The following is a 15,006-nucleotide window of genomic DNA, read 5'->3' as shown; positions in this document are numbered from 1 at the left end:
ATTACTGGATCTTGATTTGCGGGCAGGCGGCAAGGGGATGTCCGGCTTTACTTCAAAAAAGAGCGCAGCATCCAAACGTGCTTTTCCAAAGACTGGCGAATGGACGTCAGCATGTCCGCTGTGGCGTCATCCTGCTGGGACTCGGCAATCTTCAGTCCCTCTTTTGTCTCCGCGATCAAGGTATCAAAATCGTCGGCAATGGTTTTTACCATGCTCTCCGTCGACTCGCTGCCGGTAGCCTCTTTGATCGAGGCCTTTTCCAGGTATTCCCTCATCGTGGCAAGCGGCTTTTGCTTGAGCGCCAGGAGCCGCTCCGCCAACTCGTCGAGGTACTGGGCAGCTTCATTGTACAATTGCTCAAAGGTGGCGTGCAGCGTATAAAAGTTCGGACCGCTTACATACCAGTGGTAATTGTGCAGCTTGACATAGAGGACACCCCAGTTCGCGATTTGGGTGTTCAATACGCTTGTGACAGATTTGGCGACTTGGCTGACATCGGTAGCCATGCTTCAGCTCCTCCCTTTCCAATCGTGTTCTCCTACTAACATCTCTCAATCCATGCGGTTCTATACGAATTTGCTCATTTATCACATCTTACTCTCATGGTTCTTGGCCGATTTGCCGAAACCATAAGTAGGATACTTATTTACGGATTTTGGGGAGTGGCGACATGGAAAAATCAACCTATATAGGACTCTTCCTCGGACTCATTGCCGTTGGTCTTGGCATGGTGTTGAAGGGGGCATCAATCGCAACACTGGCTAATCCTGCCGCTATTTTGATCATCTTCGTCGGAACTGCGGCATCGCTGTTTATCGGGTTCCCAACCTCGGAAATCAAGAGGATACCGGCCCTCATAAAGGTCATTTTTACGGAGCAAAAACTCGTTTCCAAGCGGGAGCTGATCGACCAGTTTATGTCTTGGGCGTCGATCGCCCGCCGGGAAGGGCTGCTCGCACTGGAAAACACCTCGGATGAAATCGAGGACGAATTTTTAAGGAACGGCATGAAGATGATTATTGACGGCGGCGAGCCGGAGTTTGTACGAGATGTATTAAACGAGGAAATCTATGCCATAGAGGAGCGGCATGCTTCAGGCGCGCAGATCTTCTCGCAGGCAGGCACGTATGCCCCGACATTGGGGGTGCTTGGCGCGGTCGTCGGGCTGATCGCGGCACTGGGGAACTTATCCGACATAGACGTGCTGGGACACTCGATCGCCGCTGCGTTTGTCGCTACTCTGATGGGGATTTTCTCCGGGTATGTGTTGTGGCACCCGTTTGCCAACAAGCTGAAACGCAAATCAAAACGGGAAATCGAGATAAAAAAAATCATGGTGGAGGGCTTGTTATCCATCCAGGCTGGCGTCTCCCCGGCTGCGATCGAACAAAAGCTGCTGGTGTATATCCCGCTGCACGAACGCATGGCTGAACGGGCGGAAGAAAAAGAAGCGAATGCCCAGGCGAGGGAAGGTGTAGGTGTGAATGGCTAAGCGGAGGAGACACGGCTCGGGAGAGGATCACATTGATGAAACCTGGCTGATCCCCTACTCGGACTTATTGACGCTGCTTTTGGCCTTGTTCATCGTACTCTTCGCTTCAAGCAAGATCGATGTGAAGAAATTCGACCAGTTGGCCCAGTCGTTTAACGTTGCGTTTACGGGAGGGACAGGCATCATGGAAAGCCCTGCCCCCGTTACCATGCCTCCGGATACACTGCAGATTCCTGACGATGTGAAGATGATGTCCAAGGCGGAGCAGGAGCAGGCAGAGCGGTACCGTCAGGAGACGGAGGACCTGGAAAAGGCGAAGGGACAATTGGACGCTTACATCTTGGAGCACGCATTGCAGGATAAGCTGCATACGAAAGTAACGGAGACAGGTCTTTTGATTACCATCATGGACAATGCGCTGTTTGATTCGGGAAGCGCCCAGGTTCGCCCGGAAGCGAGAGAGCTGGCGAATGAGATTTCCAAGCTGCTGGTTCCGCAGCCGCGGCAAATCACCGTCTCGGGCCATACGGACAACGTGCCGATTCACACGGCGGAATTCCCTTCCAACTGGGATCTGAGCTCCAAACGGGCACTCAACTTCATGAAGATCCTGCTGCAGAATCCCCAGCTTGATCCGCAAAAATTCAGCGCGACCGGTTATGGAGAGTATCACCCGATCGCACCCAACGACACTGCGGAAGGCCGGGCCAAGAACCGCCGCGTCGAAGTGGCGATTTTGCGCAACAATCCCAAACCGCTGCAGTAAGCAAGCGAAAACACCCCTTCTATACCAGAGTACCAGACTGGTATAGAAGGGGTGTCCTATTGAGCGGGTTCCGGTTGTTTTGGCTCCCGAAAGTGCAGGTAGATACCTGCGGCGACGGCTGCCAGGATGATGCTCACCGCCGTCCACTGGGCTGTCGTCCAACCGAACAGGTAGCGGGGCGAGTCGCCGCGGAGCATCTCCAGCACGAAGCGGCCGGCGTTGTACAAAATGTTGTAAATGAGAAACAGATAGCCGCGCTTCAAACGTTTTTGCATCAGGATCATCAGGATGGCAAAGAAAATAACATCCATTTGCCCTTCCCACACTTCGGCCGGCCAGAGCGGGCGGTCCCCAAAGACGGCGCGGGCATTGGTGCCCTCCGGATACAGAATGCCAAAATCGCCGCCGGTCGGATCGCCAAAGGCATCGCCGTTCATCAGATTGGCGTCCCTGCCGATGCTCTGCCCGAGAATGAGTCCGGGGGCGCATAAGTCGGCCAGCTCCCAAAATGACAGCTTGTGCTTCCGCACGTACCAGATGCCGACTGCGATCGCTCCGACGATCCCGCCCTGGATCGACAATCCACCATGCCAGATCGCGATGATTTCGCCTGGATGCTGCGAGTAATAAGGCCAATCGAACAGGAATACCGTCCAGAAGCGCGAACCGATAATCGCACCGATGAACATCGGAACAGAGAGGTTCATGATGTGTTCTGCCAGGTGCTCTTTCTTCTGCAACTTGGCCAGGGTAACAGTCACGCCCAACCCCAGCAGGAAGGCGAGAATGAACAAAAGGCTGTACGAGCGGATTGGAAACGGGCCGATATGGGCGATGTACTGGTGCAAATTGCTCCCTTCTTTCTGATGGAACATCCGAAATCCTTTAAAGAATGGACGTTACTTATCATACCACAGCGGAAGAGATGCCTGAAAATCAAAAAGAAGGAAAGCGCAGACAAAACCTTTTCAGGTAAAAGTTGTCTATCGTATAATCATTATGACTATTCTTGAAAGGAGTTGTTTTTGTGTTTCGAGCCTTGACCAATGCCTCTGTCCGATTGGTGCAGAGGTACCTGCCTGATCCGTTCCTGTTTGCGGCTGTCCTTACGTTTATCGTGTTTCTTGCCGGTATGGCCGTCAACGGGAAAGGTCCGCTGGAGATGGTAAGCTACTGGGGGGATGGTTTTTGGGGACTGCTCAGCTTTACCATGCAAATGGTACTGGTTCTTGTAACCGGTTACACGCTGGCCAGCACCCGCGTTTTCAAGCGAGGCATGCGTTGGGTCGCCAGCCTGGCGAAAACGCCGGGTCAAGCTATCCTGCTGACCACCTTTGTCTCATGCCTGGCAGCGTTGATCAACTGGGGATTCGGGCTGGTCATCGGTGCCCTGCTTGCGAAAGAAGTGGCCAGACAGGTGGACAAAGTGGACTACCGTCTGTTGATCGCCAGCGCGTACAGCGGGTTTATTGTCTGGCACGGCGGCTTTTCCGGTTCCGTTCCGCTGACCATTGCGACCGAAAAGCACTCCATGCAGGATTTGATTGGCATTATTCCTACATCTGAAACGATTTTTTCTCCGCTGAATATCGCGATTGTGATCGGTATTCTGATCGTTCTCCCGATCGTAAACCGCCTGATGCTTCCGGCGGAAAAAGACAGGATTGTCTTTCGCGGGCCCGACTTTGCCGAGGAGACAGCGGCTGCAGCAGAAGCAGCAGCCAAGACGCCTGCGGACAAGTTGGAAAACAGCCGGGTTGTGTCATTGCTCATTTCCATTTTGGGGCTGGTCTATATTGCCGCCTATTTTGCCAAAAGCGGATTTAAGCTGAACCTCGATATTGTCAATCTGATTTTTCTCACTTTCGGCATTTTGCTTCACGGCACGCCGCGCCGCTTTCTCGAAGCCATGGGAGAGGCGATCAAAGGTTCGACAGGGATTGTCGTCCAGTTTCCTTTCTACGCGGGGATTATCGGGATGATGACCGGTTCCGGACTGGCTGCTTCCATTTCGGAGTGGTTTATCGGCATCTCCAATGCCGCTACTTTTCCGCTGTTCACTTTCTGGAGCGCCGGATTGGTGAACATCTTCATTCCGTCCGGAGGAGGACAATGGGCTGTGCAAGGGCCGATTATGCTTCCGGCGGGAATGGAATTGGGCGTTTCCCATGCAAAAGTGGCCATGGCCATTGCTTGGGGAGACGCCTGGACGAATTTGATTCAACCGTTCTGGGCGCTTCCGGCACTGGCAATTGCCGGCCTGGGAGCACGCGATATCATGGGCTATTGTCTCATGATGTTGTTTGCCACCGGAGCGATTATCAGTCTGGGCTTCCTTCTCTTCTGACGAGAGGATTCCCCTTTGCCTTGGCTTAATTGGTGATGGGCAAAGGGGAATTCTTTAAACGAAAAAGCTGGGTGACGCCTACGAGATTTGCTTTTTTATTCAGTTCGGGCAGCGTTTTTTTCAGTACCGCTGCCGTCTTTTTTCCCGGCCTGCCGACGTGGCCGATGGCAACACAGCTGTCTTTATTTGACAGGTGTTGGTAGATGCGGCCGATCTGATTTTGGATGTAGCGGCTGCTGTTTTTGTTGTCTAAAAACAGATGGTTTTCCGCGTAGTGTACGCCCAATTCTTTGGCAACCTCGCCGGCGATGCTCAGATGGTTCGTCTTGCTGTCGAGAAAGGTAAGTCCCCGCTCCCGGCATACCTGCAGAACGGCGCGCATCACCCGCCGGTCCGCCGTCGCCTTCGACCCCATATGATTGTTAATCCCGACGGCATGGGGCACATCATCGATGGCGTCGTTCACGCGGAGGCGGATTTCCTCGTCCGACAGATCAGTTGTGATCGCTCCCTTCCCCAGGCCCCTGACATTTTTGGAGAGCGGCTCCATCGGAATGTGCACAAATACATCGTGACCGGCATGGTAGGCCCATTCGGCGTCCCGCTGGGTCGTGCGCTGAAACGGCATGACGGCGATGGTTAAATGAAAGGGCAATTCGATGATTTCTGCAGTCCCGGCCATGTTGTTGCCAAAATCATCGATGACGATTGCCACGTTTTTCTTTTGGGAGACAGGAGAATCTGCCGGCAGGGCATCTGATGGGAAAAGCGTAAACGACACGAGCAGAGCAGCCAATAGAAGCCCTGATGAGACAAAACAAGTTGTTTTGACGGTTCCTTTCATCGTCAGTGCCCCCTCGAAACCCATGATGTTTTTAATATGGATAATCGCACAGAGTTTCATGAACCACTGGCCTGAACTTCTGCAATTCCCAGCAGTTTCATATAGAGTGCGGCCCATTTCTCTTTTACAATGGGAATTTGTACGAGAGAAATTCCCGTGGTTGGGGGGCAATTGGTATTGAAGGCGACAGGACGTATCATGGCTCTGGTGCTGGCGGCGTTTTGCCTTGCCGACACGACGAGCAAGGCAGCCGCTGTAAACCCCTTTGATGACATATCGGGTTCATTTGCAAAACAGCAGATAACGGATTTGTACATACGGGGAATTGTAGAAGGAAATGGAGATCGGAAGTTTCAGCCCAAACAACCGGTAACCCGCAGTGAATTCGTAAAAATGTTGGGGAAATTGATAAAAATTCAACCACAGACTGGAACGGTGCCGCTGTTCACGGACGTGTCAAAACAGGCCTGGTATTATCCGTGGGTACAAACGGCAGCCGAACTGGGATTGGCCCGCGGAACCGGCGCTTCCTCCTTTTCGCCGAACGCGCCGATATCCCGGCAGGAAGCTGCTGTGATGCTGGTGAGGATTTTGGAAGGGGAGCAGAGCGGCAGCAAAAAATTGTCCTACAGCGACGCAAGCAAGGTCGCGGATTGGGCCAAGCCATATGTGGCAGAGATCACCAGGCTGAAATACATGCAGGGGGCAGAAGGGAAGTTTCGCCCTGCCGATCCATTGTCCCGCGAGGAAACAGCAGTCGTGCTCGACAAACTGGCGGTTCAGGCAGACAAGTCCGGGCAGATGTCAAAGGTGCAGCCTTCCATACAGCTCGGCTGGGAGTACGGAGGCACAGACGCCGAGTTTCAACAGCGGGTCGGCCGATCCGGCGTCGCGGTCAACAAGCTGTCTCCGCGCTGGTATTATTTTGATGCTTCAGGCAATTTTTCTGATTGGACAACGGCTTCTTTAGTATCCTGGGCACACCAAAAAGGCAAACAGGTGTGGCCGCTCGTGGGCAATCGCTTTAACAGAGAGCTGACTCACAGCATGTTGGCGACGAGTGCGAATAGAACGAAAATGGTCAACCAGCTGGTCGGATTCGTCGACAAGTACAAGTTGGACGGTTTGAACCTGGACTTTGAAAATGTGGATCCGGCGGACAGGGACAATTTTACCGCGTTTGTCAAAGAGCTGGCGAGCGCCCTCTCCTCGCATCAAGCGAAGCTGTCGGTCGACGTGCCGCCTGATCTGGGGTCGGATTGGTCGGAACCGTTCGACTTTGCCGCATTGGGTAAATATGCCGACTATGTCGTATTGATGGGCTATGATGAACACTGGACAGGAGGCCCCGAGGCCGGGTCTGTCTCCTCGCTGCCGTGGCTCAAAAATGCGATAAGGGAGCTGAAGGCTTCTATTCCGGCCTATAAATTGATCGTCGCGGTGCCTTTTCTTAACCGGGATTGGTATATGAAGGACGGCACCTTGACTTCCACTGACCTGACGCTGGAAGAGCAGCAGGCCGTGCTCAAAACGAAGAAGCCGGCTATTTACTGGGATGAGACAACAAGCCAATACGTCGCTACTTACTGGGAAGGAAGCGAAAAGCATACGATCTGGCTGGAGGAGACGCGGTCTTTTACCAAATTATATCAAATGATTTTGGCTGAAGGGGCCTCTGGAATTGCCTATTGGCACATCGGAGCGGAGAACGATGAGATGTGGACCGCGATACAAAATGTGATCCGCACCCAAAATTTTCGCAGTTTGGCCAGGTGAGCATTGCAAGACGGTTAGATGAGGTGAAGCCTGTCTAGCCGTTTCTTTTTTGTCTGTACACTGACGGAGCGCTGCTGCAGTCCGGCGTTGGCAAGCGGCTGTGGCCTACAGTACAATGAAAGAAGTTGTGATGGAAAAAAGGACTGGTAATCATGAATATCCTTAGAGCGGAACACATCTCGAAAAGCTTTGGAGAAAAGGTGCTGTTTGACGACATCTCGCTGGTGATATCCGAGCATCAGCGAATTGGACTGATCGGGGTAAACGGGACAGGCAAATCCACCTTGTTGAAAATCATCGCGGGGCATGATACAGCCGATCAGGGAAGCATCGTCCACGCCAACCATTTTCGCATTGAATACTTGCCGCAAAACCCGGAATTCGACGCCGGATCAACCGTATTGGAACAGGTATTCTACGGAGATTCGCCGCTGATGAAGCTGCTGCGGGAATACGAGCGGGCATTGGAGCTGCTGCAGGCTTCCCCTGACGACAAAGAGCGGCAAAACCGGCTGTTTTCCCTGCAGCAGGAGATGGATGCCCTGAACGCATGGGAAGCAAATACACACGCAAAGACCGTCCTGACCCGGCTTGGCATCCGCAGCTTCACGCAGCCGGTCGGCGAACTGTCCGGCGGCCAGCGCAAGCGGGTGGCGATGGCGCGAGCCTTGATCCAGCCCGCTGATTTGCTGATTTTGGATGAGCCGACCAACCACATCGACAACGAGACTGTGGAGTGGCTGGAAGAATACCTCTCCCGCTATAAAGGGGCCCTTTTGCTGGTGACGCACGATCGGTACTTCCTCGACCGGGTCACCAATCGCATCGTAGAGCTGGATGGCGGAAAGCTGTACAGCTACGAGGGCAACTACGCGGCCTTTTTGGAAAAGAAGGCGGCGCGGGAAGAGAATGAAGCGGCAGCAGAGAGCAAGCGGCAAAATTTGCTTCGCCGCGAACTGGCGTGGCTGCGGCGGGGAGCCAAAGCGCGTACGACAAAGCAAAAGGCGCGGATTCAGCGCGTGGAGGAACTGCAGAACCAAGGTACGGCAGCACCTGCGGAAAAACTGGATATCGCTCTCGGCGCCAGCCGGCTGGGAAAAAAGGTGCTGGAATTGGAGCACGTCAGCAAAGGATTTAAAGGCCGGACGCTGATCCGGGATTTCAGCTACATCCTGCAGCCGCAAGACCGCGTCGGCATCATCGGGCCAAACGGGAGCGGCAAATCGACGCTGCTGAACCTGATCGCCGGGCGGATGCAGCCGGACAGCGGCACGATTGAGCTTGGGCAGACGGTCAAGTTGGCTTACTACACGCAGGAAAATGTGGAGATGAACGAGGGGCAGCGGGTGATCGAGTACGTCAAGGAAGCGGCGGAAGTGATTCGCACGGCGGACGGCTCCACCATTACGGCGTCGCAAATGCTGGAACGCTTCCTGTTTCCCCACCACATGCAGTGGACGCTCATCGGCAAATTGTCGGGCGGTGAGCGGCGGCGTCTCTACCTGCTGCGTACCCTGATGGGCGAGCCGAACGTTTTGCTGCTGGACGAACCAACCAATGACCTCGACATCCAGACGCTGTCGATTCTGGAGGATTATCTGGAACAGTTCCCGGGTGCAGTCATCACGGTGTCCCATGATCGTTACTTTCTTGACCGGACGGTTGACCACTTGTTCGCTTTTGAGCCGGACGGGACGATCCGCCGTTTTTACGGAAACTATTCGGACTACCTTGAGGTTCGCCGCAGGGAGCGGGAGGCGGCAGAAGCGCCCGCTGAAAAAGAGCCGGTCCGAAGGCGCGAGGAAGAGAACGAATCAGGCCGCAGGGCAAACCGGCAGCGCAAGTTAAGCTATAAAGAACAGCGGGAATGGGAGGAAATCGAGGGGCGGATCGCCTCCCTGGAAGAGCGGAGTGCCGAATTGAAGGCGGCCATCACCCAGGCCGGCAGCGACTTCGAAAAGGTGCAGCAGTTGTACGTGGAAGAGCAGCAGGTCAGCGCCGAACTGGAACAAGCAATCGAACGCTGGGCAGAGCTCTCGGCGCTGGTGGAGGAGATTGAGCAAAGCAAAAAGTAACAAACGCGAGAAACCCCCCACGTCCTTTTTGCTGTAGAGAATATTGGTGGTGGGAAAGAAAAAAATAGGCTCGCTTCGTTCGTGGCGCGCCAACGAGGAAGCTGAACTGTCCGTCTCCACTCCAAAAAGCGGCACGTCGACCAAAAATGACTGGAAGTAGCTCAACGTAGAATTTGGTCGACAAGCGTGTGCCGCTTTTTTCCGTTCCGACTGGGTGGACGCTGCCAAGGCCTACGCTCGCTCCATTTTTTTCTTTCCTCTCGAACTTTATTCAATTTGCTCCAGTTTACATGTTAAAGAAAGTTCCTGTGATACTCGACAATGTGATTCCCGTACAGCATGAACAAGGAGAGGACGAGCGCCAGTGCGAGATAGGCGGCCAGCACCTTCCACTTCGTACTGGCCGGGGCGGTGTAGTACGTGTTCAGGCGATGAATCTCTTCTTCGATCTTTTTCAGCCGTTCGGCAGCCTCCAGACTGGCCTTGGTCAGCAGCGTTGAAGGAACGGGCCGGTCGGGATCGCCGTCTTCAAACTCAACAGGGGTTCGCTCCCACTGCTGCAGCAGTTCCCACTCGGCCGTCGCGTACTCGCGATCCAGACGGTCTTTATCCCGGGCAAACCGTTTGTCATCCTGCAGAAAGGGAATGGCAAATCCGGCTTTTTGCGGCTCCGATTGTGAATAGGCGAGTATTTTCTCGTAGAGAGCCGCGCGCCGCTCGGCCATGGACGGCAGGGAGGGCCACTGCTGCACCTCGTCCAGAAACTCCGTCAGCTTCATCTTTTCGTAGCTGAGCACGCGGTGCTGATACCCTTCGCGAATCCGCCGCCACCAGGTGAACAGGCCGAAGAGAAAGATCAAAAAGAGGATCGGGTCAGGTGAGAAGATGAGCAGCAAACCGATTCCCGCCAATCCGAAAAACCAAATCTTTGTAGACAGGACAGAGACGATGCGTCCTCCGTCCAAAGGCGATACAGGCAGCAGGTTGAACAGATTCAACATGGCTCCCAAAAATATGACCAATCCCCAAAACGGATTGTGCGTCCAAGCGTAGAGGGGAACTGCCGGGAGGAAAGCAATCAGCCCGGCCAGCGGGCCGCCGTAAGCCAGATAAGCTTCCGTCTTGGCGTCGCGCGGCTGTTCCTTTAATGATATCAGTGCGCCTACAAACGGCAGAAAGATAGCCGGAGAGGTGCGGATGCCTTTTTGCTTGGCAGCGATCACATGCCCCATTTCGTGAACGAATATCAGGTAAACAAGCGCAGCCGCAAATTTCCAGCCAAAAGCCAAAGCGTAAGCCCCCAGGCTGATCGCCATCGAAATCAATGTTCCGCCAAATTTGGATAGTTTTAAAAAAGGGATGATCCATTTTAATTTGGAAAGAAGAAATGCTCCGACAACGAAGAGTACTGAGCCTGCTCGCGTTTTTGTTTTAGCCATTGTAAGTGAAAGCCTCCCGTAATTCCCGTCCCTTAGTTTAAAACATCAATCGTTACTTATACGTGACAGGAATGGTTTGGTTTCAACCCTGGTCCAACTTCGGGTTGTCGAACTGAAAGCCGAATTCCCCCAGCCGCTTGTCGTAGCGGAGGCTGCCGCCGTCAAAATACCAAAAGTCCGCCGGGCGGATGACAAAGCGCAGCCCTTCCACCTCAAACAGGGCATCGCCTGCTTGTTCCTGATCCCGTTCGATCGCGTAAAACAATCCGCCCGTGCCCGGGCCGCTCGTTCTGACGTAGAGGCGCAAGGTGTCGCCGGGGCGGTAATCGGCGTATTGTTGGTAAGCTCGTGCAAACTCCGGCTGAATCGTCAGGCGAATCATCATGCAAATGCTCCTTTTTCTCTAACAGTTATTCTCTTCATTCTACCACAAGAAAAACCCGGGTGTTCCCGGGTTTCCGCAATGTCAGTCCGGCGTCAGTCGGTACCGTAACTGCTGTCCCTGGTAGGGTGCTGAAACGGGACGCCTTTTGGAGGAATATCCTCAAGCAAATCTTTGTTTTCGCTGGTGTTCCAGCCGATGTCATTGGTGGGGTGGACCCACCTGTCGCCAGCCATCACGACAGGATCCATCTCTGTGCTCCACTGGTTGTGCGGAGATTCAGGGGAATCGTAAAAGCTGTCGCCGATCACGACGCCGAATTCATTGACAAACGGCTTCTCCATGGTCATGGAGGATTGTTTGAAGTCCGGTGCCTCGATCTGATGGGGCAGGGTTCCGTCAATTCCCACCTGTTTCACTTTCGTCTCTTCATTCCGCTTTTCCGCCATTGTTTTTCCACCTCCTCCTGAGTATGCCTTGTCGTCAGGGCGATTATTCGCGATTGTCTGGCGAGTGAGGGTCTGCTTTTTAACAGGCGGGGTTGGGCTGGCATAGGATACAAAAAGAGCAAGGTTCAAGTTTTGCCGGGTCGATAGCGAGGAGGAAAAACGAATGCTGGTCAGCGTCGTTATTCTGGCCCAAAATGCCGTTGATCGTCTGCTATACAGCCTGCAAAGTTTTAATTTGCAGTACACCCCGTTTGACCAATTCGAGGTGGTCGTCGTAGATAATGCTTCTGCGGACGGTACGAGGGAAAGAGTGGAGGAGTTTTCCGCCCATTACCAGCTTCGGCCGGTCTGGTTGCATCAGCCGCAGAAGTACAGCGAGCTTCTTTATGAGGGAGTAAAGGCAGCAAGGGGAGACCTGCTGATTTTTTCCGGCGCCAATGTGATTGTCCCCCGCGCCTTTGTGGGCACGCATATCCAGGCCCATCGCCAAAAGGAAAAAATGATTCTGGTCGGGACGATGTACCGCCGGGTCTACTCGGTGTTTTATCCGAACTTCTCGGAGCGGCAAAAATCCGAATGCCTCGCCTGGCTGCAGGATTACCCGCAGATCAAGCGGCCTCATACCATGGAACGGGTCGTGCCGCTGCTGGATGAGAAGCAGGTGGAGACGGAATACCTGACGGAAATTGGGCTGGCCGGAAAAGAAGCTGAAGAGCGGGAAGAGCTGCATCGAAGCGATGGTACCCATTCGGAGGAAGCGGACGAACCGTGGCACCTGTTCCAAACACAGAACCTCTCCGTTGAAAGGTCAGCGTTCCAGCAAATCGGACAGATCCCTCCTGCTTCCAATCAAACGGAAGCGAATCAAAGGATTGGGTTTCGGCTCTTTCAGGCCGGGTACACATTCCAGTTGAGCGATAAACTCGTCGGTATTTATCAAGAGTATCCCAGGCTGCAATGGGTTCCGGGGAGGCAAAAGCAAAAGGAAGCAGAAGCTGAACCGAGTCAGGTCGGACCGGAATTGCCGCCGCCGGAGCCGCCGACCGATCAGCAAGGAACCAGTCCCCAGCCGGTAAGTCACATGCCGGTTTACCCGCTGCCGCATGTGCCGTTGCCGCAGAACAGTTCTAGGCAGACAGAGCGGCGGAGCGCCAGGCATGCTGCAAGCAGCAAACGGAAGCACAACGCACGACGACGGCGCAAGCGCAGGCAAAGACAGCGGTCCCGCAGCAGAAAAAAACAGGCGGAAGGACAAATTCCCAAACGCAAAAGCCGCTCTCGGCGAGAACGGGCAAAGCACTCCCGGAAAAAACGGGCGAAGCACTCCCGGCCAGAACGGAAAAAGCGGAAGAAGAGCAAGAAAAAACGGTAACTCCCCGAGGCGAATCGGGTATGCGGAAGGGTGATCCGCCTGGCACAGCGTTCGTCCATGCCAGGCGGGTTTTTATCTGTTCTCTTTCATTCGTTCCTGTGGTTGACTGTTGATGGAGCCGTCGGAGCGGACAGCCTCCGACTGGGATTTGGGGCCGCGAATGTCAGCCGTCTTCCCGAAGTCTTTTTCTTTGTTGCGAACCATGCTTATCCCCCCTCTCATTGGCTCTTCCTAGTATGGCCAGAAATGGTACAATGGATGAGACGCAAATTGGGGAAAGGGGCTTATGTATGGCTAAGAAACCGAAAAAACAGCAGGGCCGTGCGTCTGCCGCACCCATGCCAGAGCAAAAAGCGGGACAGAGCTTGAAAGATCTGCTGGGTGATGAGGCGCTGGCCAAACTGAAACAGGTGGAACGCGAGCTGAAAACCGCGAAACAAGAGGAAGAAGCGGCTGAAGCGGAGCGCCGCCGCCGCGAGCTTGCGGAAAAGGAAAAGAATAAATCATTCGCCGAGCTGTTGGCCGAGTACGATAAAAAAGGCGGCGGAAAATACAGTTAGGGCAAAGGCGAAAGTATTTGCCCCCTCTCTCATAAGGTAGTAAAAAAGCTTCTGCCCTCAGCGTGAAGCTTTACCTGGGGCTGCGCCAGATGCAGACGCTGGGGTACTACTTTATGCGAAAGGAAAGGACGGCTGTACCGGATGAGCCAGCCCATTCGCTTTGACTTTGCAAACGCACTGCCATTTGTCAAATGCCACGAGTGGGAATACCTTGCCCCAGCGGTACGGCATGTTCATGACATGCTGCATCGCCGCGTGGGTCCGGGAAACAGCTCACTTGGCTGGCTCGAACTGCCGCTAGCCGGCGATCCGGCAGAGCTTGCGCGGGTCAAACGGGCAGCCGCACGAATTCGGAACGACTCTGAGGTGTTTGTCACCATCGGCATCGGCGGTTCCTACCTGGGAGCGAAAGCAGCCATGGATGTTCTCGGCCATTCTTTTTCCAACGTGCTTTCGCGCAAGCAAAGGAAGTCACCTGAATGTTACTTCGTCGGGAACACGCTTAGTCCCGTATACGTCTCCCACTTGTTTGAGGCCATCGAGGGAAAAGAAATATCGATCAACGTCGTCTCCAAGTCGGGATCTACGCTGGAACCGGCAGTGGCATTCCGCCTGTTTCGCGATTACCTGGTGGGAAGGTACGGGACGGAAGGCGCCCGGCGCCGCATCTATGTGACGACGGATACACAGTCAGGCATCCTGCGAAAGCTGGCCGCAAGTGAAGGGTATGAAAGCTTTGTCATCCCCGGAGATGTCGGCGGCCGCTATTCGGTGCTGACTGCTGCCGGGCTGCTGCCCATTGCCGTGAGCGGAGCCGATATCGACGCACTGCTGGCCGGCGCTGCCGCTGCCTGTAAGCTGTACCGAAGTCCGGAACTGGACGAGAACCCGTGCTATCAATACGCGGCGATCCGCAACCTGCTTTACCGCAAAGGGAAGGGAATCGAGCTGTTTGTCACAAATGAACCGCAGTTCCGGTATTTTTCCGAATGGTGGAAACAGCTTTTCGGGGAGTCGGAAGGGAAGGACGGCAAAGGGATCTTTCCCGCATCTGCAGAGTTCTCCGCCGACCTTCACTCGCTTGGGCAGTACATACAAGACGGACGCCGCGATTTGTTTGAAACGGTGCTGTCGATCGCCACCCCTGCCCGGGACGTGATACTGAAGGCGGAACCCGCCAATTCTGACGGACTCAACTTCCTTGTCGGCAAGGGAATGGATTTTATCAATAAAAAGGCGCTGGAAGGGACCCTGCTGGCCCATGCGGACGGGGGTGTGCCCAATCTGGTGATAGAGGTGGAAGCGGCTTCGGCTTTCCACTTGGGCAGTCTGTTCTATTTTTTTCAAAAAGCGTGTGCAATCAGCGGGTACATCATGGGAGTCAATCCGTTTGACCAGCCTGGAGTGGACGCGTATAAGGCAAACATGTTCGCTCTGCTGGGAAAACCGGGCTGCGAAGCGCAGCAGGCCAGGCTGATTGAACGGCTGTACGGGAGTAGATAGC

General features: G+C 54.3%; 15 protein-coding genes. 8 read left to right on the top strand and 7 right to left on the bottom strand.

Annotated features, from left to right (window positions below; translation table 11 throughout):
* Positions 1–47 precede the first annotated feature (47 nt).
* Entirely contained in the window at positions 48–506 is a 459-nt protein-coding gene (locus HGBM_RS13000; RefSeq protein WP_019121544.1) for a Dps family protein, read from the bottom strand.
* 164 nt (positions 507–670) lie between these two features.
* On the opposite strand from HGBM_RS13000, the gene motA reads away from it, so the two are divergent.
* Together motA and motB are read left to right on the top strand one after the other, a co-directional pair.
* Positions 671–1,492 (top strand): flagellar motor stator protein MotA, encoded by an 822-nt coding sequence (motA, locus tag HGBM_RS12995; RefSeq protein ID WP_019121543.1) that lies wholly within the window; start codon positions 671–673, stop codon positions 1,490–1,492.
* The gene (motB, locus tag HGBM_RS12990) at positions 1,485–2,258 is read left to right on the top strand and encodes a flagellar motor protein MotB (protein ID WP_019121542.1); all 774 of its coding nucleotides are present in this window, start codon (positions 1,485–1,487) and stop codon (positions 2,256–2,258) included. The genes motA and motB overlap by 8 nt, the downstream gene beginning before the upstream one ends.
* 56 nt (positions 2,259–2,314) lie before the next feature.
* Here the strand turns inward: motB and lgt are convergent, their stop codons facing one another.
* Positions 2,315–3,133, bottom strand: coding sequence for a prolipoprotein diacylglyceryl transferase (gene lgt, locus HGBM_RS12985; protein ID WP_019121541.1), 819 nt, complete (start codon positions 3,131–3,133; stop codon positions 2,315–2,317).
* A gap of 152 nt (positions 3,134–3,285) precedes the next feature.
* On the opposite strand from lgt, the gene HGBM_RS12980 reads away from it, so the two are divergent.
* Positions 3,286–4,605 (top strand): short-chain fatty acid transporter, encoded by a 1,320-nt coding sequence (locus tag HGBM_RS12980; protein ID WP_019121540.1) that lies wholly within the window; start codon positions 3,286–3,288, stop codon positions 4,603–4,605.
* 25 nt (positions 4,606–4,630) lie between these two features.
* On the opposite strand, the gene HGBM_RS12975 is transcribed toward HGBM_RS12980, so the two are convergent.
* Positions 4,631–5,449 (bottom strand): divergent polysaccharide deacetylase family protein, encoded by an 819-nt coding sequence (locus HGBM_RS12975; protein WP_019121539.1) that lies wholly within the window; start codon positions 5,447–5,449, stop codon positions 4,631–4,633.
* Between the two features lie 177 nt (positions 5,450–5,626).
* Between HGBM_RS12975 and HGBM_RS27400 the strand changes: the two genes are divergently transcribed.
* Both HGBM_RS27400 and HGBM_RS12965 read left to right on the top strand, forming a co-directional pair.
* Entirely contained in the window at positions 5,627–7,225 is a 1,599-nt protein-coding gene (locus HGBM_RS27400; protein ID WP_019121538.1) for an S-layer homology domain-containing protein, read from the top strand.
* A gap of 152 nt (positions 7,226–7,377) precedes the next feature.
* On the top strand, positions 7,378–9,300 hold the full coding sequence (locus tag HGBM_RS12965; RefSeq protein WP_019121537.1) for an ABC-F family ATP-binding cassette domain-containing protein: 1,923 nt from the start codon (positions 7,378–7,380) through the stop codon (positions 9,298–9,300).
* 293 nt (positions 9,301–9,593) lie between these two features.
* Here the strand turns inward: HGBM_RS12965 and HGBM_RS12960 are convergent, their stop codons facing one another.
* The 3 genes from HGBM_RS12960 to HGBM_RS12950 all read right to left on the bottom strand — a co-directional run bounded on the left by HGBM_RS12960 (position 9,594) and on the right by HGBM_RS12950 (position 11,570).
* A complete protein-coding gene (locus tag HGBM_RS12960) occupies positions 9,594–10,739 on the bottom strand; it encodes a site-2 protease family protein (RefSeq protein WP_019121536.1) in 1,146 nt (381 codons plus the stop codon).
* An 82-nt stretch (positions 10,740–10,821) separates the two neighbouring features.
* Entirely contained in the window at positions 10,822–11,124 is a 303-nt protein-coding gene (locus HGBM_RS12955; RefSeq protein ID WP_019121535.1) for an iron-sulfur cluster biosynthesis family protein, read from the bottom strand.
* Positions 11,125–11,216: 92 nt separating this feature from the next.
* Complete coding sequence (locus tag HGBM_RS12950) at positions 11,217–11,570, bottom strand: DUF3905 domain-containing protein (RefSeq protein WP_019121534.1); 354 nt, start codon at positions 11,568–11,570, stop codon at positions 11,217–11,219.
* A gap of 163 nt (positions 11,571–11,733) precedes the next feature.
* Between HGBM_RS12950 and HGBM_RS27395 the strand changes: the two genes are divergently transcribed.
* Complete coding sequence (locus HGBM_RS27395) at positions 11,734–12,942, top strand: glycosyltransferase family 2 protein (protein ID WP_019121533.1); 1,209 nt, start codon at positions 11,734–11,736, stop codon at positions 12,940–12,942.
* 72 nt (positions 12,943–13,014) lie between these two features.
* Here the strand turns inward: HGBM_RS27395 and sspK are convergent, their stop codons facing one another.
* Complete coding sequence (sspK, locus tag HGBM_RS12940; protein ID WP_019121532.1) at positions 13,015–13,146, bottom strand: small acid-soluble spore protein K; 132 nt, start codon at positions 13,144–13,146, stop codon at positions 13,015–13,017.
* 86 nt (positions 13,147–13,232) lie between these two features.
* Here sspK and HGBM_RS12935 point away from each other — a divergent pair, with 86 nt between their 5' ends.
* Positions 13,233–13,502: a DUF3886 domain-containing protein gene (locus HGBM_RS12935; RefSeq protein WP_019121531.1), complete on the top strand. Its 270-nt coding sequence runs from the start codon at positions 13,233–13,235 to the stop codon at positions 13,500–13,502.
* 141 nt (positions 13,503–13,643) lie between these two features.
* Positions 13,644–15,005, top strand: coding sequence for a glucose-6-phosphate isomerase (locus HGBM_RS12930; RefSeq protein WP_019121530.1), 1,362 nt, complete (start codon positions 13,644–13,646; stop codon positions 15,003–15,005).
* Position 15,006 lies beyond the last annotated feature (1 nt).

Source organism: Brevibacillus massiliensis, from assembly GCF_000311785.1.
GTDB classification, from domain to species: domain Bacteria; phylum Bacillota; class Bacilli; order Brevibacillales; family Brevibacillaceae; genus Brevibacillus_C; species Brevibacillus_C massiliensis.
This window is presented reverse-complemented; position numbering and strand designations above follow the sequence as displayed.